The sequence below is a fragment of the Bartonella sp. OT172YNZD genome (assembly GCF_042193725.1).
Lineage (GTDB): Bacteria > Pseudomonadota > Alphaproteobacteria > Rhizobiales > Rhizobiaceae > Bartonella > Bartonella grahamii_A.
The window spans coordinates 24,540-48,415 of the sequence record NZ_JBHILZ010000002.1; the positions used below are offsets into that span (position 1 = coordinate 24,540).

Here is a 23,876-nt window from a genome sequence, read left to right on the forward strand (position 1 = left end):
AATTATCTCTGTAAGGAAAATTTTTCATCACGCGCTTTTTGCAAAATGGCAAAATCATCTCCAGCATGATGAGATGAACGCGTCAGAGGATTAGAGGCCATATGTAAAAATCCTTTTACTTTACCAATCTTGGCAAAAGACTCAAATTCTTCAGGAGGCACAAAACGAATAACCGGATGATGCTTTCGTGTAGGCTGCAAATATTGCCCTATTGTCATAAAGTCAACATCAGCAGAGCGTAAATCATCCATCAATTGAAGAATTTCATTTCGGTCCTCCCCAAGCCCAACCATAATACCTGATTTTGTAAAGATTGTTGGGTCAAGTTCTTTAACGCGTTGTAACAACCGAATTGAATGAAAATAGCGCGCTCCTGGACGGATCTTTAAATATTTAGAGGGAACTGTTTCCAAATTATGGTTAAAAACATCAGGCTTAGCAGCAACAACGATTTCTAACGCGCCATCCTTATGGCGAAAATCAGGAGTAAGAACTTCAATTGTTGTCTTGGGAGCTTTTCGACGAATAGCATAAATAACTTTTGCAAAATGCTGTGCACCACCATCTGCAAGATCATCGCGATCAACAGATGTAATCACAACATGTTTTAATTCCATCTGTGCAACAGCATCCGCTACACGTTCTGGCTCATTATCATCAACAGCAAGTGGAATACCTGTTGCAACGTTACAAAAAGCACAAGCACGCGTACATATTTCACCTAAAATCATAAAGCTAGCATGCCGCTGGCTCCAACATTCGCCAATATTAGGGCAACCAGCTTCTTCACATACAGTCACTAACTTATGCGTACGTACAATTCCATATGTTTCCTTATAAATTGGCGAGGTTGGCGCTTTTACACGAATCCAATCTGGCTTTTTTTGAACGCTTGTATCAGAACGATGTGCCTTTTCAGGATGACGCAAACGTCTATTTGTAACTCTATCAACAACCTTAACCATTTAAGCCTTTGCCTTATAAATACGAAGTAACAATCAAAAATATAAAATCTTCCATACAATCTAGTCATCAAGCGTTTAAAACTTGACCATAAGCATCCAATACACTTTCTTTTATCATTTCCGATAAGGTCGGATGTGGAAAGACAGTATGCATTAATTCTTCTTCTGTTGTTTCAAGATTCATGGCAATAACAAAACCCTGTATCAATTCTGTTACCTCAGCCCCTACCATATGGGCCCCAAGAAGCTGTCCTGTTTTTTTATCAAAAATCGTTTTTACTAACCCCTGATCTTCACCCAAAGCAATTGCCTTGCCATTCGCAGCAAAAGAATAACGACCAATCCGTATATCATAACCTGCTTCTTTTGCTGTAGCTTCTGAAAGCCCTACGGAGGCAACCTGTGGTGTACAATATGTACACCCTGGTATTTTTCTTTTATCAAGCGGATGAGTACTCTTCAAACCTGCAAGATGCTCAATACATATCACACCTTCTTCTTCTGCTTTATGTGCCAACATAGGAGGACCTGCTACATCACCAATAGCATAAATGCCTTCCACCCCCGTCCAACTCCATTCATCGGTTACAATGCATCCGCGATCGGTTTTTATACCTAATGCTTCCAATCCAAGATTTTCAATATTACCCTGAACCCCAACAGCTGAAATGAGCCGATTAGCTGTGATTGTTTCTGTCTTACCCTTTACATCAATATGTGCGGTGAGAGAATCAGAGGCTTTTTCAACCTTTGTTAATTTTGCTTGCGTGAGGATTCGTATACCCCTTTTCTCTAACTGCTTACGAGCAAATGTTGAAATTTCAACATCTTCAGCTGGCATAATATGAGGCATCATTTCAACAACAGTTACCGTCGCCCCCATATCATGATAAAAAGAGGCAAATTCAATACCTATTGCCCCTGATCCTATTACCAAAAGCGATTTCGGTATTGTGTGAGGAATCATAGCTTCAAAATAAGTCCAAATAAGCTTTCCATCTGGCTCAATACCAGGAAGATAACGAGGGCGTGCACCCGTTGCAATAATGACATGCTTTGCTTGATAGTTCCCCTCTCCTAATGTTCCTTTAGGGACCGGATTTTGTGGTTGCATAATCGGTTTGGCAGATGAAGAAACCATAATTTCCGCAAGCTCACTCTCTTTCGCCTTCTTGGTAAGCTTGGCTTCACCCCAAATAATATCAATTTTGTTTTTTTTCATCAAAAAACCAACACCAGCATTTAAACGTGCTGAAACACCCCGTGAACGTGCCACAACATCTTTGATGTTTGCCTCAATTGAACCATTAATTTTTAATCCATAATTTGTCGCATGTTCAGCAAAATGTTTCATTTCCGCTGAACGTAGAAGAGCCTTTGTTGGAATACATCCCCAATTTAAACAGATCCCTCCCAAATGTTCACGTTCAACAATCGCAGTCTTAAAGCCACATTGTGCTGCACGAATTGCGGTTACATATCCGCCTGGACCTGATCCAATCACAATTACATCATAAAGATTTACCACAGTAATTCCTCCATGGATATATATAAAATGGATATGCATTTTTTGAACTTAAGTCTGTAAAAAAACATGACAGAATTATCTTATGTCTTTTGCTTTAAGCTTCACGCAAATGCTTTATCCAAACCAGAAATAGCAATAACATTGCTCTTTAAACTCTTTAAATTTGTTTCTATTCTCTTAACACGCTTTCTCACAATTTACGTGAAGAACTGTTAAACAGTTCAAACCAACATTGCTAATGGATTTTCAATCATCTTCTTAAAAGTCCGCGCGAGCTCTGCTGCTAAAGCACCATCGACAGCACGATGATCCGCAGAAAGCGTAACTGACATAACTGTCGCAACAACTAATGCACCATTTTTAACAACGGCGCGTTGGTCCCCTGCACCAATCGCAAAAATCGTTGCATGCGGTGGATTAAGGATAGCAGAAAAACTTTTTATACCATACATCCCCATATTTGATACAGCTGTTGTTCCACCCTGATATTCTTCCATTTTTAACTTGCCCTCACGCGCACGCTTTGCAAAATCCTTCATCTCTTTGGAAATAAGTGATAACGGCTTTTCCTCTGCATGGCGAATAATCGGTGTAATTAATCCATTAGGAATAGAAACAGCAACCCCAACATCACAATGTTTATGATGAAGCATTCCGCCTTCAAGCCAAGAGACATTCGCATCAGGAACCGCTTTCAAAGAAAGTGCGACAGCTTTGATCACCATATCATTAACAGAAAGCTTATAAGTAGGCTGAGTTTCTTCGTTCCCCTTAACCATTGGTGCAGCAGCATTCAGTTGTGTACGCAGTGCTAATAGCGCATCAAGTTCACAATCTACCGTTACATAGAAATGTGGAACTCTCTGTTTTGATTCCATCAAACGTGTCGCGATTGTTTTACGCATATTATTATGGGGAGCGAAGCTATATTCATCCTCTTTGAAGAGTTTCAATATCTGTTTGTCCGAAGCACCTGTAGCTACTAACTCCCCTATCGGTGAGAAATAAGACACTTTAGACATATCGCTGCTCACAGCTTTTTCTACATCGCGCTTAATAATACGCCCATGCGGACCACTTCCAGAAATAAGGGATAAATCAAGACCTGCCTGAGATGCTAATCGCCGCGCTAAGGGAGAGGCAAAAAGACGAGCTTCCTTTTTATCTTGCTGTATTAATTGCCCAGTTGATGATTCATGAGACATTTTTATTCCCTTTGAGTCCGTCTGTTTCAGAGAATCTGTCTGTTTGATGCCCTCTGGTTTTTGTCTTGTAGAAGAAGAGATTTCTTCTGTAACTTTTGCAGCTTCAGCTAAATCTTCACCTTCTTCTGCTAAAACAACAATTAAAGCATTTACTTTAACGCCTTGTGTTCCAGCAGGAACAACAATTTTAGCAACCCTACCTTCATCAACGGCTTCGACTTCCATTGTCGCTTTATCCGTCTCAATCTCAGCAATAACATCACCAGAGGAAACCTTATCTCCCTCCTTAATATTCCATTTTGTTAAATTTCCCTCTTCCATCGTAGGGGAAAGCGCTGGCATTGTAATTTTAATGGGCATTATGCTTTCCTCCGTTATGCTCTATATGTCACAGCCTTAACGGCCTCAATAATTTCAGCAGTATTAGGCAAAGCCAACTTCTCAAGATTAGCGGCATAAGGCATCGGAACATCTTTGCCAGAAATCGTAGCAATTGGCGCATCAAGATAGTCAAAAGCCTGCTGCATAACACGCGTTGCTATTTCAGTTCCCACAGATGACTGAGGAAATCCCTCTTCAATTGTTACCAAACGACCTGTTTTTTTAACTGAAGAAAGAATTGTTGGAAGATCCATCGGGCGAATGGTTCGTAAATCAATCAATTCAACATCAATACCAAGTTGTGCAATTTCCGGCAACGCTTGAACGGCATAATGCATCCCAATTCCACATGCAACAATCGTCACATCTTGTCCAAACTTATGAATACGTGCCTTACCAATAGGCAAAACAAAATCATCCAGTTGAGGAACATCAAATTGATGCCCATACAAAATCTCATTTTCAAGGAAAATAACAGGATTATCATCACGAATAGCAGCTTTCAGCAAACCTTTTGCATCTGCAGCACTATAAGGCATGACAACTTTCAGACCTGGTACATGACTATACCATGCAGCATAACATTGAGAATGTTGAGCACCAACACGGGCAGCCGCGCCATTGGGACCTCGGAAAACCATAGGAGCGGTCATTTGTCCACCAGACATATAACGTGTTTTGGCTGCTGAGTTAATAATTTGGTCCATCGCCTGCATCGCAAAATTAAATGTCATAAACTCAACAATGGGACGTAACCCACCAAAAGCAGCCCCGACAGCCAGCCCAGCAAAGCCGTGCTCTGTAATTGGGGTATCAATAACTCGGCGTTCTCCGAATTCTTCCAACAAACCTTGACTAACCTTATAGGCACCTTGATATTGCCCGACTTCTTCTCCCATAAGAAAAACTTTTTCATCACGCCGCATTTCTTCAGCCAAAGCCTGATTAAGCGCTTCACGAACCGTCATTGTAACCATTTGTGTTCCCGCTGGAATATCAAAATCAGGAGACGTATCAAAAGTAGGAGCCTGCGGAACTGACGAAGGCAGAGAAAGAGAAGATTCCTTAGGTTTTTGTGGTGTATCAGTAGGTTGCGAAATATCCTCAGCACGCTCACTTTCTTCTAACAAAATCGCAATAACAGTGTTAACCTTTACGCCTTCAGAACCTTCAGGCACAAAAATTTTACCAAGAGTACCTTCATCAACGGCCTCTACTTCCATTGTAGCCTTATCCGTTTCAATTTCAGCAATAACATCGCCAGAGCTAACCTTATCACCTTCTTTCTTGAGCCATTTAGACAGTTTACCTTCTTCCATAGTTGGTGAAAGCGCCGGCATCAAAATATCAATAGACATACTTGCTTCCCTCGCATCAAACTAAAATATCAGTATAGAGCTCAGAAGCATCTGGCTCTTGATCACTTTGTGCAAAATCTACCGCATCAGCAACAATTGCACGGACCTCTTTCTCAATAGATTTTAAATAGTCTTCGCTCGCCCAATTTTTTCTAAGAATCCGACTTTTTACTTGATCAATCGGATCGTGCTCCTCTTTTATTTTTTGGACTTCTTCCTTTGAACGATATTTTGCTGGATCAGACATGGAATGACCACGATAGCGATAGGTCTGCATATCAAGAATGATCGGTCCTTTACCTGATCGTGCCCAAGAAATTGCTTCATCAGCAGCTCCTTTTACTGATCGAACATCCATACCGTCAACAACAATACCTGGAATTTCAAAAGAAAGACCACGTCGGGAAAAATCAGTTTCTGCAGATGCACGTGAAACTGACGTTCCCATAGCATACTGATTGTTTTCAATAATATAAACAACGGGAAGCTTCCAAAGTGAAGCCATATTAAAACTCTCGTAAACCTGTCCCTGATTTGCAGCGCCATCACCAAAATAAACCAATGTCACATTATCTTTACCAAGGTACTGATTCGAAAATGCCAAACCTGAACCAATGGGAACCTGCGCACCAACAATACCATGTCCTCCATAAAAGTTCTTTTCTTTAGAGAACATATGCATCGAGCCACCTTTCCCTTTGGAAAAGCCCCCTTGACGTCCTGTTAATTCTGCCATGACACCACGCGGACTCATCCCAACGGCTAACATATGACCATGATCACGGTAAGACGTAATAACCTGATCACCTTCTTTTGCCGCTTTCAATGTTCCTATAACAACAGCTTCCTGACCAATATAAAGGTGACAAAATCCCCCAATAAGCCCCATACCATAAAGTTGTCCTGCTTTTTCTTCAAAACGGCGAATTAAAAGCATTTCACGATAAGCATCAATTTCTTCTTCTTTTGTAAAATCTGCTATTGGTGCTTTCTTTGTGGTGCTTGATAATGCAGTGCGCGCCGCCGACGCAGAATTTTTTTTAAGTCGTTCTGCCATATTAAACTCCCTTTTATGATTATTCAGGAATAACCTTTACGAACAAAAGTTACAAGCCTTATCAATCGGCTTAAACAATATCATTGCTGATTGTCGTTTAAATTAAGCGATTTTTCATTTACCTTTGGTATCATTTCGAGGTATTAAGATTGTTAGTTCATTTGGCTTAGAAAAGTTTAAGTTCTTTCGGACATACTCATCCAACATATCTTTTTCTATATGCCCGTTGCGTAAAAGAGAAATACGCTTTTCCATGAATATCCGCTCAGCTTCTATTTTATGAAGCTCCTTTTCTAATTCGCTAATATGCTGATTAACTTCACTGCGTGAATACAACCCATACTCACCATGATAAATGTGATAACTGAAATAGCTTAAGACTCCCACCGTCATAAGAGGTAGTACAAAGCGTACTTTGATTGATCGACGTTTCTGCTTTGTCCACATAAAATAACACAGTCTTTACAGCTCAAATTTCTTAATATTTTGCTCAACTATGCATGATTTTGATTAATACCTCATTACCAAATCTACACCAAAATAATTTGTTATTTCAATTTATCCCCCCTTAATACGATCAAAGTAAGCTGAATGCCTCACTTTTTATATGACAAATATTGGACATCCCACTAACTTGTGATTTTACACCCATCTTTGTCCTTAAAATTTGCTGTTAAAATGACTATAAAATCAATCAATACCCAAGGTATAATTATAAAAATAATCCCTATAATCCCTAAGCCAAAAGTAAATGGTAGACTGATTATACTTAGTATATTTATAAGAAGTATTGCAATGCCAGTTCCAACTTTACCAACCATAAAACGATGAATTCCTAGTCCACCTAGAAAAAACAAACGACCGCTAACGTCATTTTTGATTGCTGTGCCTGACCTTCAGTTAATATAGGGAATATAGGGAAAATAGATTTAATGGTATCCCCTTCACACACAAAATCAACAACGTCACCAACCTTCGGCGGCGTTTTTCCTAACCAATCCCAACTCGCAAATTGATAACGCTTACCATCAGCCCCTGAAATAATCTCCTTGATCATGACCAATAATCTTACCTTTCATCCTCAACCACCTATAAAGCTGCTCCTCATGTGTTATTCATAAAGAGATTATTTCTTTTTATAATATGTTGATTAACTCACGGCGTAAATAAAATTTGTAGCAGCCGTGATAAACGTGGAATTAAAATAGTTTTGATCCCCCCAATGATCTAATGTTTTCTGCTGCTATAAGCAGCAATACAAAATACACCTTGGTGGATTTACATCGTTGTTTTACCCGTATAAAATAGCACTGTCTTTTTCAATATTTTTATTTAACTGTGCATATTTTTCTTAATATCTCACATTAAAGACATATAGTACAATAATTCGGCATTATGAACTTAATACATTGATAAAAATAAAAAGCGAACTAAATTACTTTCTCTTTATTATAAATTTTTTACAAATCTGTAATCTGATTCCCATCTTTATCCGTAAATCTTCCACCAAGAATGACTATAAAATCAACAATTGCCCAAATACCGGTAATTATCAATCCAAACAATGATAAAGATAGAATCAGCATTAAAGCACCAGTCCGAACTTTACCAACCATAAAGCGATGAACACCAAAGATACCCGAACACCAACAAAGGAGTGCGAACATTATCTTTGAGTTCTCTGTACCTGGTCTCAACAATGGAAAAACAGAACTGACACCCCCCCCCTCACAGACAAAATCAACAGTATAACCGACCCTTGGCGGATTCTTTCCCATCCAATCCCAAGTCGCAAACTGATAACGTTTACCATCATCACCCGAAACGAGATAAGTTCCTTGATCTTGACTAATAATTATACCTCTCATCTTAATCCCTATAAATTTAAACACTTAAAAATTATTGCGTATATGCCTTTGATAAGAAATCTCAATTTCATAATCTAAATGATCTTATACTTTCATATTTTGTGCTCACAACTATACACGATATAAATCACCAGCATAACGTGCTTGGGCTCCTAGCATTTCTTCAATACGAATAAGTTGATTGTATTTTGCTAATCTATCCGAACGTGCAAGAGAACCTGTTTTAATTTGTCCACAATTCGTTGCAACAGCAAGATCTGCAATGAAAGAATCCTCTGTTTCGCCTGAACGATGAGATATAATGGCACGATAACCTGCTTTATGTGCTACTTCTACAGCATCAAGTGTTTCACTCAATGTACCAATTTGATTAACTTTTATGAGAATAGAATTGCCTACCCCCATTTTGATACCATCACGCAAACGTGCTGAATTTGTTACAAACAAATCATCGCCAACAAGCTGACATTTTTCTCCAATTGTGTCAGTGAGTAACTTCCAACCTTCCCAATCATCCTCTGCCATTCCATCTTCAATTGTAACAATAGGATAATTTTTCACAAGTTGCGCTAAATAATCTACCTGCTCTTGGGTGTCACGGCATTTCCCCTCACCTTTATAAAAATACGAACTATTTTTATAAAATTCGGTTGAAGCACAGTCTAAACCAATAGCAATTTGTTCACCTGGTTTATAGCCGCATGTTATGATAGATTCCATAATAAAATCAATTGCTTGATCAGCACTTTTAAATTGAGGTGCAAAACCACCTTCATCACCAACATTGGTATTATAACCCACATCTTTTAAACGCTTTTTCAACACATGGAAAATTTCAGCGCCATAACGAATGGCTTCTCTTACAGTAGGGGCTCCTATAGGAATAATCATAAACTCTTGAAAATCAATCAAATTATCAGCATGAACGCCACCATTAATAATATTCATCATGGGGGTTGGAAGAATATGCGCTTGTGTACCACCAATATAACGATACAAAGGTAAATTTAATGAATCCGCAGCGGCTTTTGCCACAGCTAATGAAACACCAAGAAGTGCATTGGCACCAAGACGGGCTTTGTTTGGCGTTCCATCTAAAGCAATCATTGCTTGATCAATAGCAATTTGATTTGTTGCATCCCGCCCACCAAGTTCTTCAAGAATTTCGCCATTAACTGCAGCAATCGCTTTTTCAACACCTTTCCCTTGATAGCGCAAACCACCATCACGAAGCTCTATAGCCTCATGTGCTCCTGTTGAAGCTCCCGAGGGAACCAGAGCACGACCAAAAGCTCCATTCTCCAAATGAACATCAACTTCTACCGTTGGATTACCACGGCTATCAAGAACTTCACGTCCAATGATATCGACAATTATAGTCATATGTGTTTCCTTATCCAATAAAGGTCTCGATTCATTTCTAATGCCCTATTAATGAAATATTTTTTCTCTTCTCAATTCAACTTCTTTGACAGATAATCAAATTCCATTAAAGTCTCAAGCAATCTGTGTAAATCATCAATTTTAACCATATTGGGTCCATCAGAAGGTGCGTTATCTGGATCTTGATGCGTTTCTAAAAAAACACCTGCTACCCCAATAGAAACAGCCGCACGTGCTAAAACTTCAACAAATTGACGCTGTCCACCAGATGAAGCACCCTGCCCCCCAGGTTCTTGAACAGAATGCGTTGCATCAAAAATAACAGGAGCACCAAATGAACGTAAAATAGGCAACGAACGCATATCAGAAATAAGTCGGTTGTAACCAAATGACGTGCCTCGCTCACAAAGCATAACATTCGGATTACCACTGTAAACAACCTTTTTTAAAACATTCTCCATGTCCCACGGCGCTAAAAACTGACCTTTTTTAATGTTAATAACACACTCTGTTTTGGCGGCTGCTACCAAAAGATCTGTTTGACGACATAAAAAAGCCGGTATTTGTAAAATATCAACTGTAGAAGAAACAATTTTACATTGGTCTTCTGTATGCACATCAGTTAATATGGGACAATTAAACTCCTTTTTTAAATCAGAAAAAACAGCCATTGCTTTTTCAAGACCAATACCACGTACTGCTCCCAAAGAAGTTCGGTTAGCTTTATCGTAACTTGATTTATAAACAAACCCGATACCAAGCTGATCGGTAATTGTTTTAATACGACCAGCCATTTCAAAAGCATGATCGCAACTTTCCATCTGACACGGCCCTGCAATTAATGAAAGAGGCATTTCATTTGAAAAAGTAATATTTCCAACTTTCACACAAGCATTTGGTTTAGTCATTTTATCTCTCAAAAGCAAAGTAACCCTATGTTATTGCATTAAACTAATCGACTTTGTTCTACAGCGGCTTCAATAAAAGAAGAAAAAAGCGGATGTGGATCAAAAGGACGGGATTTTAATTCTGGATGATATTGAACACCAATAAACCATGGATGATCTGCATATTCTATAGCTTCTGGTAAAATACCATCAGGAGACATCCCAGAAAAAATTAAACCACACTGTTCTAACTTATCTTTATAATCAATATTGACCTCATAACGATGACGATGTCGCTCGACAATCTTCGTCATCCCATAAATTTGAGCAATATGACTCTCTTCTTTTAATTCAGCAGCAAAAGCACCAAGACGCATTGATCCGCCAAAATCACCATTTCTTGTACGTTTTTCAAGAACATCTCCTTTAAGCCATTCTGTCATTAAACCTACAACTGGATTTTCTGTTTCGCAAAACTCACTTGATGAAGCATTCTTAATCTGTGCAATATTGCGCGCAGCTTCTATACAAGCTAATTGCATCCCAAAACAAATCCCTAAAAATGGAACTTTACGCTCTCGTGCAAATTGAACTGCTCGAATCTTTCCTTCTGCCCCTCGTGCCCCAAAAGCACCTGGAACCAAAATTCCATGGGATTTTTGTAAAGCTGAAACAGAATCTTCTTTTTCAAAAAGTTCCGAATCAATCCACTCAATATTAACTTTCACTTTATTCGCTAAACCACCATGCGCAATCGCTTCAATAAGAGATTTATAAGCATCCTTTAAGCCTGTATATTTTCCTACAACAGCAATCGTAACTTCTCCTTCAGGATGGTGAATCCGATGCGTAATATCTTCCCAACGATCCATCTGAGGGGAAGGAGCCGAATCGATTCCAAAAGCGCAAAGAACTTCAGAGTCCAAACCCTCCTTATGATATGCCATAGGAACATCATAAATTGTTGGCATATCTAATGCTTGAATGACTGCATTGGAGTGAACATTGCAAAAAAGTGATAATTTGCACCGTTCTGTTTCTGGAATAGACCGATCTGCACGCACAAGCAAAATATCAGGAGAAATACCAATTGCCTGCAATTCTTTGACAGAATGTTGTGTTGGTTTCGTTTTTAATTCACCTGCCGAAGGAATATAAGGCATTAATGTGAGATGGACATAAACGACATTTTGTCTTGGTAGCTCATTGCGAAGCTGACGAATCGCTTCTAGAAAAGGCATTGCTTCAATATCACCAACTGTTCCACCTATTTCACACAAAACAAAATCAAATTCTTCATTTCCCATCGTAATGAATCTCTTAATTTCATCCGTAACATGAGGAATAACTTGGACTGTTGCCCCCAAATAATCACCACGCCGCTCTCGTTCAATGATATTGCGATAAATACGCCCTGTTGTAATATTATCTTGGCTATTTGCAGAGCGCCCAGTAAAACGCTCATAATGACCAAGATCAAGATCCGTTTCCGCACCATCATCGGTCACAAATACTTCACCATGTTGATAAGGTGACATCGTACCTGGATCAACATTTAAATAAGGATCAAGTTTGCGAAGACGTACACGATAGCCACGAGCCTGTAATAACGCTGCTAACGCCGCCGCTGCGATGCCTTTTCCAAGGGAAGAAACCACACCACCAGTAATAAAAACATAACGTGCCATGGGCTTATGGTGATAAGCAATTTATAATGATTTTTCCAGCAAAAAATGCAAAAAGAAACAATTTTTCTTCTAAAATAAAAAAGGTGAAAAAATCACCTTTTAAAAAAGTCTATATTTTCTAAAAAAACTATTTTGCACTGTTATCCGGAACTGTATTTTCAAGAACTGGTGGAACTGGACTTTCCGCTTTAGGATTTGTCGACTGTTTCTGTTCTTGCGGAGAATTCGAAGTGCCTCCTAGCTGTTCAAGAATAGAAGGGGAAGACTCACCATCTGATGATGGGACTGATCCTGAGCCTTTATTGGTAGAATTCTGCTCTGAATTAACCGGTATACGCTTTAAAATATCAGAACTAGAATTTGATATATTACCCACCACAGTAAGTCCAATAGACACAACAAAAAAACAACAAGCTAAAATAGCAGTTAAACGTGTTAAAGGGTTCCGAGATCCACGAGTTTTCATCAACCCTGAGCTATTACTCACACCCAGCCCACCACCTTCTGAAGGTTGGATTAATATAACACCAACCAAAGTAATCACAATCAACAAATGAATAACTATAAGTACTGTTTGCATAAACCCTGCTCTTCAAATAACTCTTTCATAGCTATTTACACATAAATAACACACAATCCAAGGGAAAACTCAAATTTCTCTGCTATAGTTTACGACAAACATCGCCAATAGTTAAAAAATCAACCGCTTTTAAGCTTGCTCCACCTATCAAAGCGCCATTAACATGAGGAATGCTTAAAAGCTCAAATGCATTGGATGGCTTTACAGATCCACCATAAAGCAAACGTATCTTATTGCCTTCATCACCAAAACGAGAGCGCACCTTATCACGAATGAAATGATGTATTTTTGCAATATCTTCTGGAGTCGCTGTATTGCCGGTGCCTATCGCCCAAACAGGTTCATAAGCGATAATGGTATTCTCTGCTGTTGCATCATCTGGTAAAGATTCTTCAAGCTGCTGCGTAAGAATATCCAGTACTTTATTATTATTACGCTCCTCCAATGCTTCACCAATACACACAAGAGCCACAAGACCTGCTCGCCATGCAGCTTGCACTTTGGCACAGACAATCGCATCATTTTCCTGATACACTGTACGACGTTCTGAATGCCCAATAATGACATGACTTGCTCCTGCTTCTTTAAGCATAAAAGCTGAAATATCTCCAGTATAGGGACCATAATCATCACAATGACAATTTTGTCCTCCCAAAAGGAGATTTTTACCATCCAGCATATCAGAAGCACGAGATAAAAGCGTTGCTGGAACACAAATAAGCGCCTCAAAAAGATAACTGAGATCAGAGCTAACGCCTGTAGCAATAGCACACAACTCTCCAAGCGATTCACTCGTTCCATTCATTTTCCAATTTCCAGCAAGAAAAGGCCGAATATTTGGAGACATATTTTCACCTCAAGAACTCTTATAATACATTGTTTATCTGTAGGTACCAAATTATAACATGAAAGCAAGTCTTTAAAGCTTGCATCTTTCATCTCTTTATTGCAAATTCCATTATAGCTTTGATAATAACTCACATAAAAATGGACTTGAACAATGCTTGACATCATAAGAAATGCTACGAATTCTTGGATTTCTAGAATTTTCCTTGCTATTTTACTCTTATGCTTCATTCTTCTATGGGGGATACCGCAGTTACACAAAAAAAGTGAAAGAGATCTTATTACTTCTGGAAAATCCACAATAACTGTCGATGATTATCATCTTGCACTTTCCGATCAAAGCGCACGTTTAGCATATGCTGCTCATCTTGGACGAATGTTTACAGCAAATGAAATGCAACAATACCAAATTCCTGCTTTTGTGTTTAATAAATTACAACAAAATGTACTGCTTGATGAACAAGCACGTAAAATGAAAATAAGTCTTTCAAAAGATACAATAGCTCATACAATTGGTTCTGATAAGATGTTCCAGGTAAATGGCACTTTTGATAAAAATTTGTTTTATAACTATCTTCAGCATTTACGTATTAGTGAAAGTGCTTTTCTTAATTATTACACCAAACAAGAAAAACGCAACCAACTTATTTCAGCTTTGCTTTCTGATATGAAAGCACCAAATCTCTTTTATAAAGCACTTGCTCTTTATCAAGGAGAAATGCGTATTGCTGATTATCTCGTTATTAATCTAAAAGAAAAGGAAACAATTGCTGATCCTGATCACGAAACACTACAAAAATGGTTTGAAACACATCAAAATCAATTTCGTGCTCCAGAATACCGTACTGTCTCTTTATTATCTATGGAGCTTAACGATTTCGTAAAACCTAAAGATATCTCGACAGATGAGGTGAAAGCCTATTATACACAAAATGCTTCACGTTTTGTAACGCCTGAAAAGCGTACATTCGAGGAACTGCGATTCCTCTCACGTGAGGAAGCCGATAATGCAGCAAAAAAAATAGCTGATGGATTGAGTTTTGATGAACTGGTAAAAGCTGAAAAAAAGACTCTTAGCGACATAAAAAAAGGGCCTCTCACAGAAAATGAACTTCCTAATCATCTAAAATCTGAAATTTTTGAACTTCAACAAGGCCAAGTCAGCACTGTAATAAATGACTTACAGGGACCTGTTATCATTCGCGTCACGCATATTGAACCCTCAAGCTCTCTTCCTTTTGAAAGTGTAGAAGAAAATATTCGCCAAACACTTGCCAAAAATCGTGCTACTGATGATATCCGTAACAATTATGTAGCCATTGAAAATGCTCGTTTTGAGGGTACTTCTCTCAAAGAGCTGGCTGACCAATATAAGTTATCTTTGCGCACAATTACCATCGATAAAACGGGAAAAACGCTTGAAGGTGCAATACTCACGGATTTACCTCAAAAAGATATTTTACTGAATGCCATCTATCAATCAAACGAAGGCGTTGATCTTGATCCTCTCTCTTTTCAAAATGGTGGATACCTCTGGTATAAGGTCAATAAAATTATTCCTGCCCGCGATAAGACACTTGAAGAGGCTAAGCTAGATGTTCTTTCTCAATGGAAAAGTGAGGAAATCCAACGTCTTCTTGATGAAAAAGCCCAAAATGCTCTCAAACAGCTCACGGAAGGAAAAAGTCTCGTTGCTCTTGCTCGTACCCTTGGTATTACAAAACAAACAACACCAGCCCTCCGGCGTCAAGACTCATCTGAAACCCTTGGCGTTGAAGGAGTTAAAGCATTATTTGCTGCTCACAAAGGTCATTATGGCGTCATAAAAGGTCCGGTTGCAACAAACCGTATCATTTATCAAATAAAGACTGTAACCATGCCTAAAGATATCACGCCTCATACTCTTCCAACTGAGGTCCGCGCCAATATAGATATGATGATAAGAGAAGATCTCAGGCTAGAAATGCTACAAGTTGCCAATAAAGAACATCCTTTGGAAATTAATAGCACAAATTATAATCAGATCTTTAACGCTCTCCAATAAAAATATTGTGCATAATTTAAAGAACTTATTTGATAAAGTTTCCATCAGCTCTTCGTCTATAGTTGAAGAGGTGAGATAAATCTCTTATTTGCATATCTTAGGATCAGCATTTGTATAATGATTAATTCTCTTGAAAATCAGTGCATGTATAGATTTGCGAGAAAATAGCCAATGGAATGTAGAGTCGTTTTTGCAACGCATTAACAAATATTATCCATCCAAAGATTGTCATCCATTAAGCTATAAAGGTCATCACTATCGTCATTCATTTATAGCTCATCGTATTGCTACTCTTAATATTCATTCATAAGGAGCGTATTGCTTCTTCCTTAAATGATTTCATTTACACACCCAGCTTATGATATACAAAAAACTATTTTTAAAATTCATTATAAAAATGAAGAAATCTTTTTCTATTCAAGACTCTTATTCAATATGAGAAAAAACGAATTATCATTATAAATCAATATATTCATAAATCATAACAGTCATCAATTATGATGTTATCATTTCTCAAAAATAAGAGTTTTTATAGACTTATAGACTGGCAAGATAACTTCTCTCATAAAATAGAAATTTTATTTCATTTGCAAGTGAGATACAATCAATACATTCAAAGTACTTAAAAGTTCTTCATCAAACAAACCAATGTATTGAACCTTATCTCATGTTTTTCTTTCTCTGCATCTCACCCAACCGATACACTGAATAAAACGTGTTACTGATGAAGAAATACACCGTATTTTCAAGATCATAAAATTTCTTATTCTTTTGCGTTCATAACAACCAAAACATCAACATTTTTTATAACAAAAAAATGGTTTGGAATCAAAATAGCTCTTTTTATCTTCATATGATATGAGAAAATCAGTCTATATGTTACCCATTCCAACGTGGTAATATTCTTTTACAATATCTTTGGAAAATTGCCGCTTATTGCTGCCCTTGTTATCAACCAATAGCGATATATCAATGGCAAAGTTGCGCTCTCTTGAAAAATTGCAGCCCCTAGCTGTATAGCTTTTTGAAGAGAAGCCGGTACAATGACCAATGGAAGAAAAGCTGGCTTAAGAATTCTTGGTAAAGCACAAGAATACTCGTAAAATTGGGTATAATGATCGCGCGATAATGCTACCATAGCTTCAACAATACGACCCTTTTGTTGATCACTGAGACGATGAGATTCCAAATCTTTCCTATTCACTCCTACAGCCTTTAATATATCAGTAGGTAAATAATATTGATATCGTGATTGCATGAATGATAAAAGACGCAATACACCGCTTAATCCTTGAGAAATCCCTCCATGTTCATAGATATCTGTAAACTTTTGTGCAGTATCAGGATCTAATATCTGACAAGAAAGCTGTAAAATTATGCTTGCTGTCTCACCACAATAATGCTTTAGATCATGAAGTGTTTCTATTGGATTGTGATAAAGATCTGAAATTTGTGCATTACAATAACGTAAAAAAGCTGTCTTAGGTAAATTAAAAAGAGTCATTGCTTTCAATAAATCAATCAAAATCGGATTATTGCCACTCGTTTGCATTTCACCATGAGCAATAGCATCATACCACCAACGTAACCGTATTTCTCCTATGAGTGGATCATGTACACTTTCGCGGATACGAGAAACTTCAGCATTAAATACATAAAGAGCAGCCAATGCTTGGCGCTTTTTTTTAGGTGCAAATAAAACCGATATATAGCGATCACGATCTATGGTACGTAAAATATCAAGACAATAAGGAAGAGAGCCTATCATTCTATGAACCTATTAACGTCCCTTTTTTAGCAATTAAATTAATACCCTCTTTTTATTCATATTAAAAAATGAAGGATAAGCAAATACAGTTCAGAAAATAAGATTTTTAAATGTGTCTCTTAACTGTATTATGAATTAAAATTTCTTTTCTAGTCCCTTTTCGTTTTAGAAAGAAAAAAATTAAATAAATAATTTTTCTGATAAAACTTATCTTATCGGACTTCAAGTTTTCATTTGCAATAAAAAAGCTAAAAACCAATCGTAACATGCATAGTAAAACTTGAACAACAAACAACGCAAAACACTTTTTCAGTGGATAGATGACAATGTTATTTTATAAAAAATGCACTGATCACAAAAACTTCATCAATCATTGACCTCCTCCCCATCCTAAAAGACAAAGGTCCTTACCAACACCAATTTGTAAAAAATCCAATTGCTCTCGGTGCATTTCTGTTACTATAAACGCATTGATTTATAATGATAATTTTGTGTTTTGTATGTTAAATTAGAATTCCAAATATCGTAGATATGCTTTCATTTCAAACCAATTCCATGTTACATCAATAAAAACTATTCCCTTGCACGTCACAAGCGGAACTGGCTTGTAGGTAAAAACTGTATAAGAAAGAATTAAAATGCCTCTTATAAACTGTCTCAAGTGCTAAGAGTTGATCACTCATGTGATTCATTAGGAACTACGAGCAAAGCTCTGCCCTGAATACTTGCTGCTGTATTTAAAAACACTTAATGTGTTAAGTTATGTATATTCTATACCCCTTTTACCACCTTAAACGACAGTATTTACGGCACAGCAAAATAATCACACAGGTCTTTTATACTAGACGAGAGCATTTGTTTTATTAAACAATACTCTATTCTACAGCAAATAATAACGCTGCAACAGCGCGATCTTCAGCCAATAAAACATTAAATGTACGCACTGCTGCTCCCGTACTCATTGTATCTGATGAAATACGTTTTTCCCATAAAAGCACCCGTAACTCTTCAGGTAATCGCAATAATTCAATTCCAGTACCTATTAATAAAACTTCGATTTCAGAAGCTTCTTCTAAAATACGAGATATATCCCCTTGAGTGGGAATAGGCCCTGCCATGTCAATGCCATAAATACCTGATGGGACACAAATAATAGAACCTCTATGAGACATATCAGCAAAACGAAATCCACCATTTCCATAAGCATCAATAGGCGCGCGACTTGGAAAATGTGCTTCACGAATTTGAATTGCATCGAACATGAACAAGCACCCTTTATTTTTGAATAATCCAATTGTCTTTGCTACTTCTCACCATAAAAATTAATGATACAAAACATTGATATGTTAACCATAGCTTAGTATTGAGGTAAATTTTTATATAAAACCCTAATCTACTCATACAATAAATATATGAAAATTTGACAATAAACCGCGATCAAATGCTATACCTGTTTAAATAAATCTATCTTTTAAAAAGTTTCCTCAGTTTATTTACTCATAAATTTCTTTTTATAGAAGCAATGATCTTGTTTAAAAAACAAAAAAATTGTGTAACATTCTATAAATAAAGCAACGATTTTAATAATCTCAAGAAAACAAAAACCCATTTTTGTAGCCACTATAAAAGCCACTTTTCCAATGAAATTGTCTTGATCTTGCCAAGCTTTTTATAAAAATGCCTAAAAAATGGAATAAACTACTATTACACCTTAAGATGCATTTTCCTTTGATATAGTTTTTTTCTCTTTAGAGATACTCATATTCTCTTTCGTTGTCATTTTAGATTTAGGCTTTTGTGGTGTTTTCGCTTTAGCATTAAGCTTTGATTTTTTTTCTGCAATCGGCTCACCTTTAACGCGCACATCAGCTAATGTTGAGCGAATAACACGAATATTCATACTCTCACCAATTTCAACCTCTAATTCACCACTCTCGTCGTGAACCTTCGTAACCTTGCCGATAATACCACCACCCGTTATAACTGTATCACCACGACGTACTGCGTTAAGCATTTCTTGGCGTTTTTTCATTTGGGCACGCTGTGGACGAATGATAAAAAAATACATAATTGCAAAAATTAAAATGAGTGGGACAGCGCTAACAAATGAAATTCCACCGGAAACATCGCCTGCAACTTGAGCATAAGCGTTCGTAATAAACATTTTTATCTCCTATAGTTAAACCTCAGGTATTTCCCACTCTATTAAAATAAAATTCCGATTCAGAAGAAATTCTTAAAGAATTTATCATAAAAAGCAATAACTACATAATCTAATCACAGCTTTACAAAAATGCAATAAATCCTTAAGAGACAGAATACCAAAATACAATGAGAAAAATCTTAAAAAATAGATTCATTTTCCCCTATTATATGTCCTACAATATAAATCTTTTCACTAACTCAATAAATAATACAAGATAATTTTTCTAATGAAAAAACTTTAATTTATATAGATCATTTATCTTTTTTGATATCGAATGCCAGACATAAATACAGTAAAACGCTCTCATTTCAAACCCTCTGAATTAATCAAAATGATTTTCTTGTATGTCATATATATGAAAGAAGCCTGTAGATAAAAACTTTTTAAGAAAGGCGTAAAGTATCTTTTTTCATGCTTCTCTCAAATGCAAGAGCAGTTGGAACACTGAAAGCTGACAAATAAGAATGATGCTATTGTCTTACACTTTCATAAAGACAAAGATGGTAATATCTAACGACCCCAATGAACTACTCTCCTTATACCAATGATTTTTTTCTTCAGTGTTATTGGTTTAAGAAAATCAATTGTTTTTCATGACGTTTCTATAAACTGTAAGACTATCCAAATTTAACAATCATCAATAAATTAGTTTTCTAAATATTTAAGGGGATCAACAGGTAATGAATCCTTACGCATCTCAAAATAGACACGTGGTGTTTTAACATTTCCTGAAACACCAGATTTAGCAATCTCATCACCTCGTCTTATCCTTTGTCCTTTGTTAACAACAAGCTTACTATTACATCCATAAATAGTGATAATATTATTTTCATGTCGAATCATCACAACATTACCAAGCTCTTTTAATCCATCTCCTGCGTAAATAACAACACCATTTTCTGCCGCCTTTACCGAAGACCCTTCAGGCACTGCAATATCTATTCCTCGATTCATTACTGTTCCCTTTTTTTGACCGAACTGGCTTAATAAACGCCCTCGTACTGGCCAACGCATCTTAGAAATTCCTGTGGCTTGGGGAGTCGTCATATTATCTGTATTCGTAACAGTACTTGATAAACCAGTCTCATGATTCAATTGCGTCATCTGTTTAGAAAAATTTTTCTCAGAACTTGATTTGTTCATCTTTGCAGAAGGTGGCGTTGTTACAGGAGCTTTATATATAGGAGAGGACTTCTTGTTTTTTATAGAGGACATCACTTGAGATTGAAATGCAGATTCTGTTGTTGACACTACCCAATCGTTATTATTGTATGCATTTGAAGCCGCTAATGTACGCCTGCTTGGAACAACAAGTACCTGACCGATATAAATGGAATTGCTGTTTATACCATTTGCTAATTTTAATGCCTCAACACTAACCCCTATTTGTCGTGCAATACTAAGCAGTGTATCTCCACTCTGGACAATATAAGAGTTCCGCCGAAAAATAGGAGATTGATCCATTTGTGAACGGGAAAGTGTTCCAAGATTACGTGGAGGGGAGCCCATAACGCGATCATCAGAAGAAGTTCCCCTACCTTGATGTGGAAAATTATAGAGAGAATTGTCATCTCTCCACGAATCATCGCTTGATTCCACAGGCGGCAATTCAGTGCTTTGTATCATACCACTACCATACGATAGTATTCGCGGATCTGTAGACATAGTGCTCGATATATTTGATTGAGATGATACTGTACGATGAGAGATAATATTGGAAAAACGCTGTGTACCAGAACTACAACCAGCAACAATAGTTACCACCGCTAAAAAAGTTATTCTCTGAAAATTATGCTGGAAAATATTATCCAAAGCTTTTAAACACATCGTTTCGCTCACTCATCAATAATCAACTCACTCCATTAAAGCTTTTTTAAATTACCGAACAGTTAAAATGAGATGTTTTATTCATAAATATCTTTATATAAGATCAAAATGAATTTAACGCAGACTATTTGCAGTAATTTCTTAACTTTTAAAAATTAAAGTATCTCCGCAATGCCTTTAATAAAAGGTTGGTAACGCACTTGAAACAGTTCTAAACATTCAAATCGACTTCCAATTTTTGTATAGCGCGTCACCGTTTGTACCCCTTCGTCAGGTCCTATCGCCTGAATGAGAAGTCCATTTTCAGCTAAAAGTTCTAAAAATTCCTTGGGTTCATCAAAACGTGATGGCCAAATAAGAATGCGATCAAATGATCCCAAGCCTGTCACACTATGACTTCCATCAATCTGCCGTATAACAATATTTTCAATTCCTAAAGTTTGAAATTTTTGGCGTGCCAAATCAATAAGCGTTTTATAACGATCAATCGTTGTCACACGGTCACTCAAACATGCCATAAGAGCAGTACAGAAACCAGATCCTGTACCGATTTCTAAGACGCGATGCCTTTTTTTCAACGATAATGCCGAAAGAATTAAGAGTTGTTCTTCCAAACGTTCCATATATTCACCACACTCAAGGGGAATAACTTTATTATCATAAGCACTATTAAACCAAGGAGCAGAAACAAACTGTTGACGTGGAATTTTCTCTAATGCCGAAAAAAATCGCACGTCATCAATGCCTTTGCTACGCATTTTCAGTACAAGAGCGGCTAACTCCTCACGAAATTGTAAAATACCCTTTTGCCCCATGGTATCATTCAATCTCCAATGGAGGTGCACTTTTATCATACTGACAAACTGCTTCTTTAAAAATGGCAAAAACTTGCGTTTTTATATCATCACCTCTTGGCAATAAACGCATATTGTCTCTCCTTTCGTAAAATTAAGCAGTAATACAACGCATGCCTCCCATATAAGGTTGTAAAACATCTGGAACAATAATTGATCCATCAACCTGTTGATAATTTTCAAGCACGGCAATAAGACAACGTCCAACAGCTGTACCAGAACCATTAAGGCTATGAACAAAATGTAATTTTTTATCGCCTTCTTTACGATAGCGCGCATTCATACGACGACCTTGAAAATCTCCACAAACTGAACAGCTAGAAATTTCACGATAACATTCTTGACCAGGAAGCCAAACCTCGATGTCATAGGTTTTACGTGCTGCAAACCCCATATCACCCGTAGAAAGAACCACTGTGCGAAAAGGCAAACCAAGCCGTTTTAATATATCTTCTGCACATTCCGTCATACGTTCTAATTCAATTAAAGACTGCTCTTCACTGGTAATCGAGACCATTTCAACTTTCCAAAATTGATGCTGACGCAACATACCGCGCGTATCACGACCAGCTGCTCCCGCCTCTGATCGAAAACAGGGAGATAAAGAAGAAAATCGCAGTGGTAAATCTGATATTTCAAGAATTTCATTGTTGACCAAATTGGTTAATGGCACTTCTGCTGTAGAAATAAGCCATCGACCATCTGTTGTACGAAAAAGGTCTTCAGCAAATTTCGGCAATTGTGCTGCTCCGTAAACAATCTCATCACGGACAAGAAGAGGTATTGAGACTTCTGTATAACCATGCTCATTGACATGCACATCAAGCATAAATTGGCCTAATGCTCGTTCTAGCCGTGCTAACTCCCCTGAAAGTACTGTAAAACGTGTTCCAGACAAACGACTAGCTCGTTCAAAATTCATCTGCTTGAGATCTTGACCAAGATCAAAATGTTCCTTTGGTGTAAAATTAAATGTTGGAGGTGTCCCAAAATGTCGAATGACGACATTATCACTTTCATCTTTACCTTCTGGAACATCATCTAATGGAATATTTGGAAGTGCTGAAAGAATTTTCTCAAGACTCTCCGTCAGCTGTTTTTCTTCCGCTGTTGCAGAGGAAAGAAAGACTTTAATCTCTTCACCTTCAGCTCTAAAGCTTTCAGCCATTTGCTTATCAGATACCGCTAAAGCCTGTCCTATTTCCTTTGAAACCGCATTGCGACGTTCCTGCGCCAATTGCACCTTAGCAATATGCGACCGACGTGCAAGATCAAGTTGTATTAACCTTTCAGCTTGTGGCTCAAGACCTCTACTTACGAGTGCTTTATCTAATTTCTCAGGATTGTCACGAATCCACTTAATATCAAGCATAAAAATTCCTCATTTATATTGTTTTTATTCATTTCTTATCGCATAAGATTATACGCTTT

Annotated in this window: 19 protein-coding genes and 1 pseudogene; 1 reads left to right on the forward strand and 19 read right to left on the reverse strand. The window is 37.3% G+C overall.

Features of this window, described 5'->3' with window-relative positions; all coding sequences use genetic code 11:
- Positions 1-2: 2 nt before the first annotated feature.
- The 13 genes and pseudogenes from lipA to tpiA form a co-directional block, all read right to left on the reverse strand.
- Positions 3-965, reverse strand: a complete 963-nt coding sequence (lipA, locus tag ACFIJS_RS01030; protein ID WP_375649011.1) for a lipoyl synthase — start codon at positions 963-965, stop codon at positions 3-5.
- Between the two features lie 67 nt (positions 966-1,032).
- Entirely contained in the window at positions 1,033-2,493 is a 1,461-nt protein-coding gene (lpdA, locus tag ACFIJS_RS01035) for a dihydrolipoyl dehydrogenase (RefSeq protein WP_375649014.1), read from the reverse strand.
- 221 nt (positions 2,494-2,714) lie between these two features.
- On the reverse strand, positions 2,715-4,058 hold the full coding sequence (locus ACFIJS_RS01040) for a pyruvate dehydrogenase complex dihydrolipoamide acetyltransferase (protein ID WP_375649015.1): 1,344 nt from the start codon (positions 4,056-4,058) through the stop codon (positions 2,715-2,717).
- A gap of 14 nt (positions 4,059-4,072) precedes the next feature.
- Positions 4,073-5,437, reverse strand: coding sequence for a pyruvate dehydrogenase complex E1 component subunit beta (locus tag ACFIJS_RS01045; RefSeq protein ID WP_375649018.1), 1,365 nt, complete (start codon positions 5,435-5,437; stop codon positions 4,073-4,075).
- 16 nt (positions 5,438-5,453) lie between these two features.
- Entirely contained in the window at positions 5,454-6,494 is a 1,041-nt protein-coding gene (gene pdhA, locus ACFIJS_RS01050; RefSeq protein ID WP_375649020.1) for a pyruvate dehydrogenase (acetyl-transferring) E1 component subunit alpha, read from the reverse strand.
- A gap of 114 nt (positions 6,495-6,608) precedes the next feature.
- A complete protein-coding gene (locus tag ACFIJS_RS01055) occupies positions 6,609-6,941 on the reverse strand; it encodes a septum formation initiator family protein (protein WP_375649022.1) in 333 nt (110 codons plus the stop codon).
- Positions 6,942-7,123: 182 nt separating this feature from the next.
- Positions 7,124-7,573 (reverse strand): annotated as a pseudogene (locus ACFIJS_RS01060) (hypothetical protein).
- 381 nt (positions 7,574-7,954) lie between these two features.
- Entirely contained in the window at positions 7,955-8,362 is a 408-nt protein-coding gene (locus ACFIJS_RS01065; protein WP_375649025.1) for a TM2 domain-containing protein, read from the reverse strand.
- A gap of 111 nt (positions 8,363-8,473) precedes the next feature.
- Positions 8,474-9,745 (reverse strand): phosphopyruvate hydratase, encoded by a 1,272-nt coding sequence (gene eno, locus ACFIJS_RS01070; protein WP_375649027.1) that lies wholly within the window; start codon positions 9,743-9,745, stop codon positions 8,474-8,476.
- A gap of 71 nt (positions 9,746-9,816) precedes the next feature.
- The gene (kdsA, locus tag ACFIJS_RS01075) at positions 9,817-10,653 is read right to left on the reverse strand and encodes a 3-deoxy-8-phosphooctulonate synthase (RefSeq protein WP_375649029.1); all 837 of its coding nucleotides are present in this window, start codon (positions 10,651-10,653) and stop codon (positions 9,817-9,819) included.
- A gap of 38 nt (positions 10,654-10,691) precedes the next feature.
- Positions 10,692-12,320 (reverse strand): CTP synthase, encoded by a 1,629-nt coding sequence (locus ACFIJS_RS01080; RefSeq protein ID WP_375649032.1) that lies wholly within the window; start codon positions 12,318-12,320, stop codon positions 10,692-10,694.
- Between the two features lie 127 nt (positions 12,321-12,447).
- Positions 12,448-12,900: a preprotein translocase subunit SecG gene (secG, locus tag ACFIJS_RS01085; RefSeq protein ID WP_375649034.1), complete on the reverse strand. Its 453-nt coding sequence runs from the start codon at positions 12,898-12,900 to the stop codon at positions 12,448-12,450.
- Between the two features lie 82 nt (positions 12,901-12,982).
- Entirely contained in the window at positions 12,983-13,747 is a 765-nt protein-coding gene (gene tpiA / locus ACFIJS_RS01090; RefSeq protein ID WP_375649036.1) for a triose-phosphate isomerase, read from the reverse strand.
- Between the two features lie 153 nt (positions 13,748-13,900).
- Between tpiA and ACFIJS_RS01095 the strand changes: the two genes are divergently transcribed.
- Positions 13,901-15,790 carry a peptidyl-prolyl cis-trans isomerase gene (locus ACFIJS_RS01095; protein WP_375649038.1) on the forward strand — a complete coding sequence of 630 codons (1,890 nt, stop codon included), beginning with the start codon at positions 13,901-13,903 and terminating at the stop codon, positions 15,788-15,790.
- A gap of 907 nt (positions 15,791-16,697) precedes the next feature.
- On the opposite strand, the gene ACFIJS_RS01100 is transcribed toward ACFIJS_RS01095, so the two are convergent.
- From ACFIJS_RS01100 to serS, 6 genes are all read right to left on the reverse strand, one after another.
- Positions 16,698-17,558 carry a phytoene/squalene synthase family protein gene (locus ACFIJS_RS01100; protein ID WP_375649041.1) on the reverse strand — a complete coding sequence of 287 codons (861 nt, stop codon included), beginning with the start codon at positions 17,556-17,558 and terminating at the stop codon, positions 16,698-16,700.
- 875 nt (positions 17,559-18,433) lie between these two features.
- The gene (locus ACFIJS_RS01105; RefSeq protein ID WP_375622169.1) at positions 18,434-18,820 is read right to left on the reverse strand and encodes an Mth938-like domain-containing protein; all 387 of its coding nucleotides are present in this window, start codon (positions 18,818-18,820) and stop codon (positions 18,434-18,436) included.
- 449 nt (positions 18,821-19,269) lie between these two features.
- Entirely contained in the window at positions 19,270-19,722 is a 453-nt protein-coding gene (yajC, locus tag ACFIJS_RS01110; protein ID WP_375649043.1) for a preprotein translocase subunit YajC, read from the reverse strand.
- Between the two features lie 687 nt (positions 19,723-20,409).
- Positions 20,410-21,591, reverse strand: coding sequence for a peptidoglycan DD-metalloendopeptidase family protein (locus ACFIJS_RS01115; RefSeq protein WP_375649045.1), 1,182 nt, complete (start codon positions 21,589-21,591; stop codon positions 20,410-20,412).
- 155 nt (positions 21,592-21,746) lie between these two features.
- A complete protein-coding gene (locus ACFIJS_RS01120) occupies positions 21,747-22,406 on the reverse strand; it encodes a protein-L-isoaspartate(D-aspartate) O-methyltransferase (RefSeq protein WP_375649300.1) in 660 nt (219 codons plus the stop codon).
- 133 nt (positions 22,407-22,539) lie between these two features.
- On the reverse strand, positions 22,540-23,817 hold the full coding sequence (serS, locus tag ACFIJS_RS01125; RefSeq protein WP_375649048.1) for a serine--tRNA ligase: 1,278 nt from the start codon (positions 23,815-23,817) through the stop codon (positions 22,540-22,542).
- Between the last annotated feature and the right edge of the window lie 59 nt (positions 23,818-23,876).

Bases quoted from the DNA above. Each gene is read 5' to 3' on its own strand.
- lipA (WP_375649011.1), bottom strand. From the start codon at position 965: ATGGTTAAGGTTGTTGATAGAGTTACAAATAGACGTTTGCGTCATCCT.
- ACFIJS_RS01040 (WP_375649015.1), bottom strand. From the start codon at position 4,058: ATGCCCATTAAAATTACAATGCCAGCGCTTTCCCCTACGATGGAAGAG.
- ACFIJS_RS01045 (WP_375649018.1), bottom strand. From the start codon at position 5,437: ATGTCTATTGATATTTTGATGCCGGCGCTTTCACCAACTATGGAAGAA.
- pdhA (WP_375649020.1), bottom strand. From the start codon at position 6,494: ATGGCAGAACGACTTAAAAAAAATTCTGCGTCGGCGGCGCGCACTGCA.
- ACFIJS_RS01055 (WP_375649022.1), bottom strand. From the start codon at position 6,941: ATGTGGACAAAGCAGAAACGTCGATCAATCAAAGTACGCTTTGTACTA.
- ACFIJS_RS01065 (WP_375649025.1), bottom strand. From the start codon at position 8,362: ATGAGAGGTATAATTATTAGTCAAGATCAAGGAACTTATCTCGTTTCG.
- eno (WP_375649027.1), bottom strand. From the start codon at position 9,745: ATGACTATAATTGTCGATATCATTGGACGTGAAGTTCTTGATAGCCGT.
- kdsA (WP_375649029.1), bottom strand. From the start codon at position 10,653: ATGACTAAACCAAATGCTTGTGTGAAAGTTGGAAATATTACTTTTTCA.
- ACFIJS_RS01080 (WP_375649032.1), bottom strand. From the start codon at position 12,320: ATGGCACGTTATGTTTTTATTACTGGTGGTGTGGTTTCTTCCCTTGGA.
- secG (WP_375649034.1), bottom strand. From the start codon at position 12,900: ATGCAAACAGTACTTATAGTTATTCATTTGTTGATTGTGATTACTTTG.
- tpiA (WP_375649036.1), bottom strand. From the start codon at position 13,747: ATGTCTCCAAATATTCGGCCTTTTCTTGCTGGAAATTGGAAAATGAAT.
- ACFIJS_RS01095 (WP_375649038.1), top strand. From the start codon at position 13,901: ATGCTTGACATCATAAGAAATGCTACGAATTCTTGGATTTCTAGAATT.
- ACFIJS_RS01100 (WP_375649041.1), bottom strand. From the start codon at position 17,558: ATGATAGGCTCTCTTCCTTATTGTCTTGATATTTTACGTACCATAGAT.
- ACFIJS_RS01105 (WP_375622169.1), bottom strand. From the start codon at position 18,820: ATGTTCGATGCAATTCAAATTCGTGAAGCACATTTTCCAAGTCGCGCG.
- yajC (WP_375649043.1), bottom strand. From the start codon at position 19,722: ATGTTTATTACGAACGCTTATGCTCAAGTTGCAGGCGATGTTTCCGGT.
- ACFIJS_RS01115 (WP_375649045.1), bottom strand. From the start codon at position 21,591: ATGTGTTTAAAAGCTTTGGATAATATTTTCCAGCATAATTTTCAGAGA.
- ACFIJS_RS01120 (WP_375649300.1), bottom strand. From the start codon at position 22,406: ATGGGGCAAAAGGGTATTTTACAATTTCGTGAGGAGTTAGCCGCTCTT.
- serS (WP_375649048.1), bottom strand. From the start codon at position 23,817: ATGCTTGATATTAAGTGGATTCGTGACAATCCTGAGAAATTAGATAAA.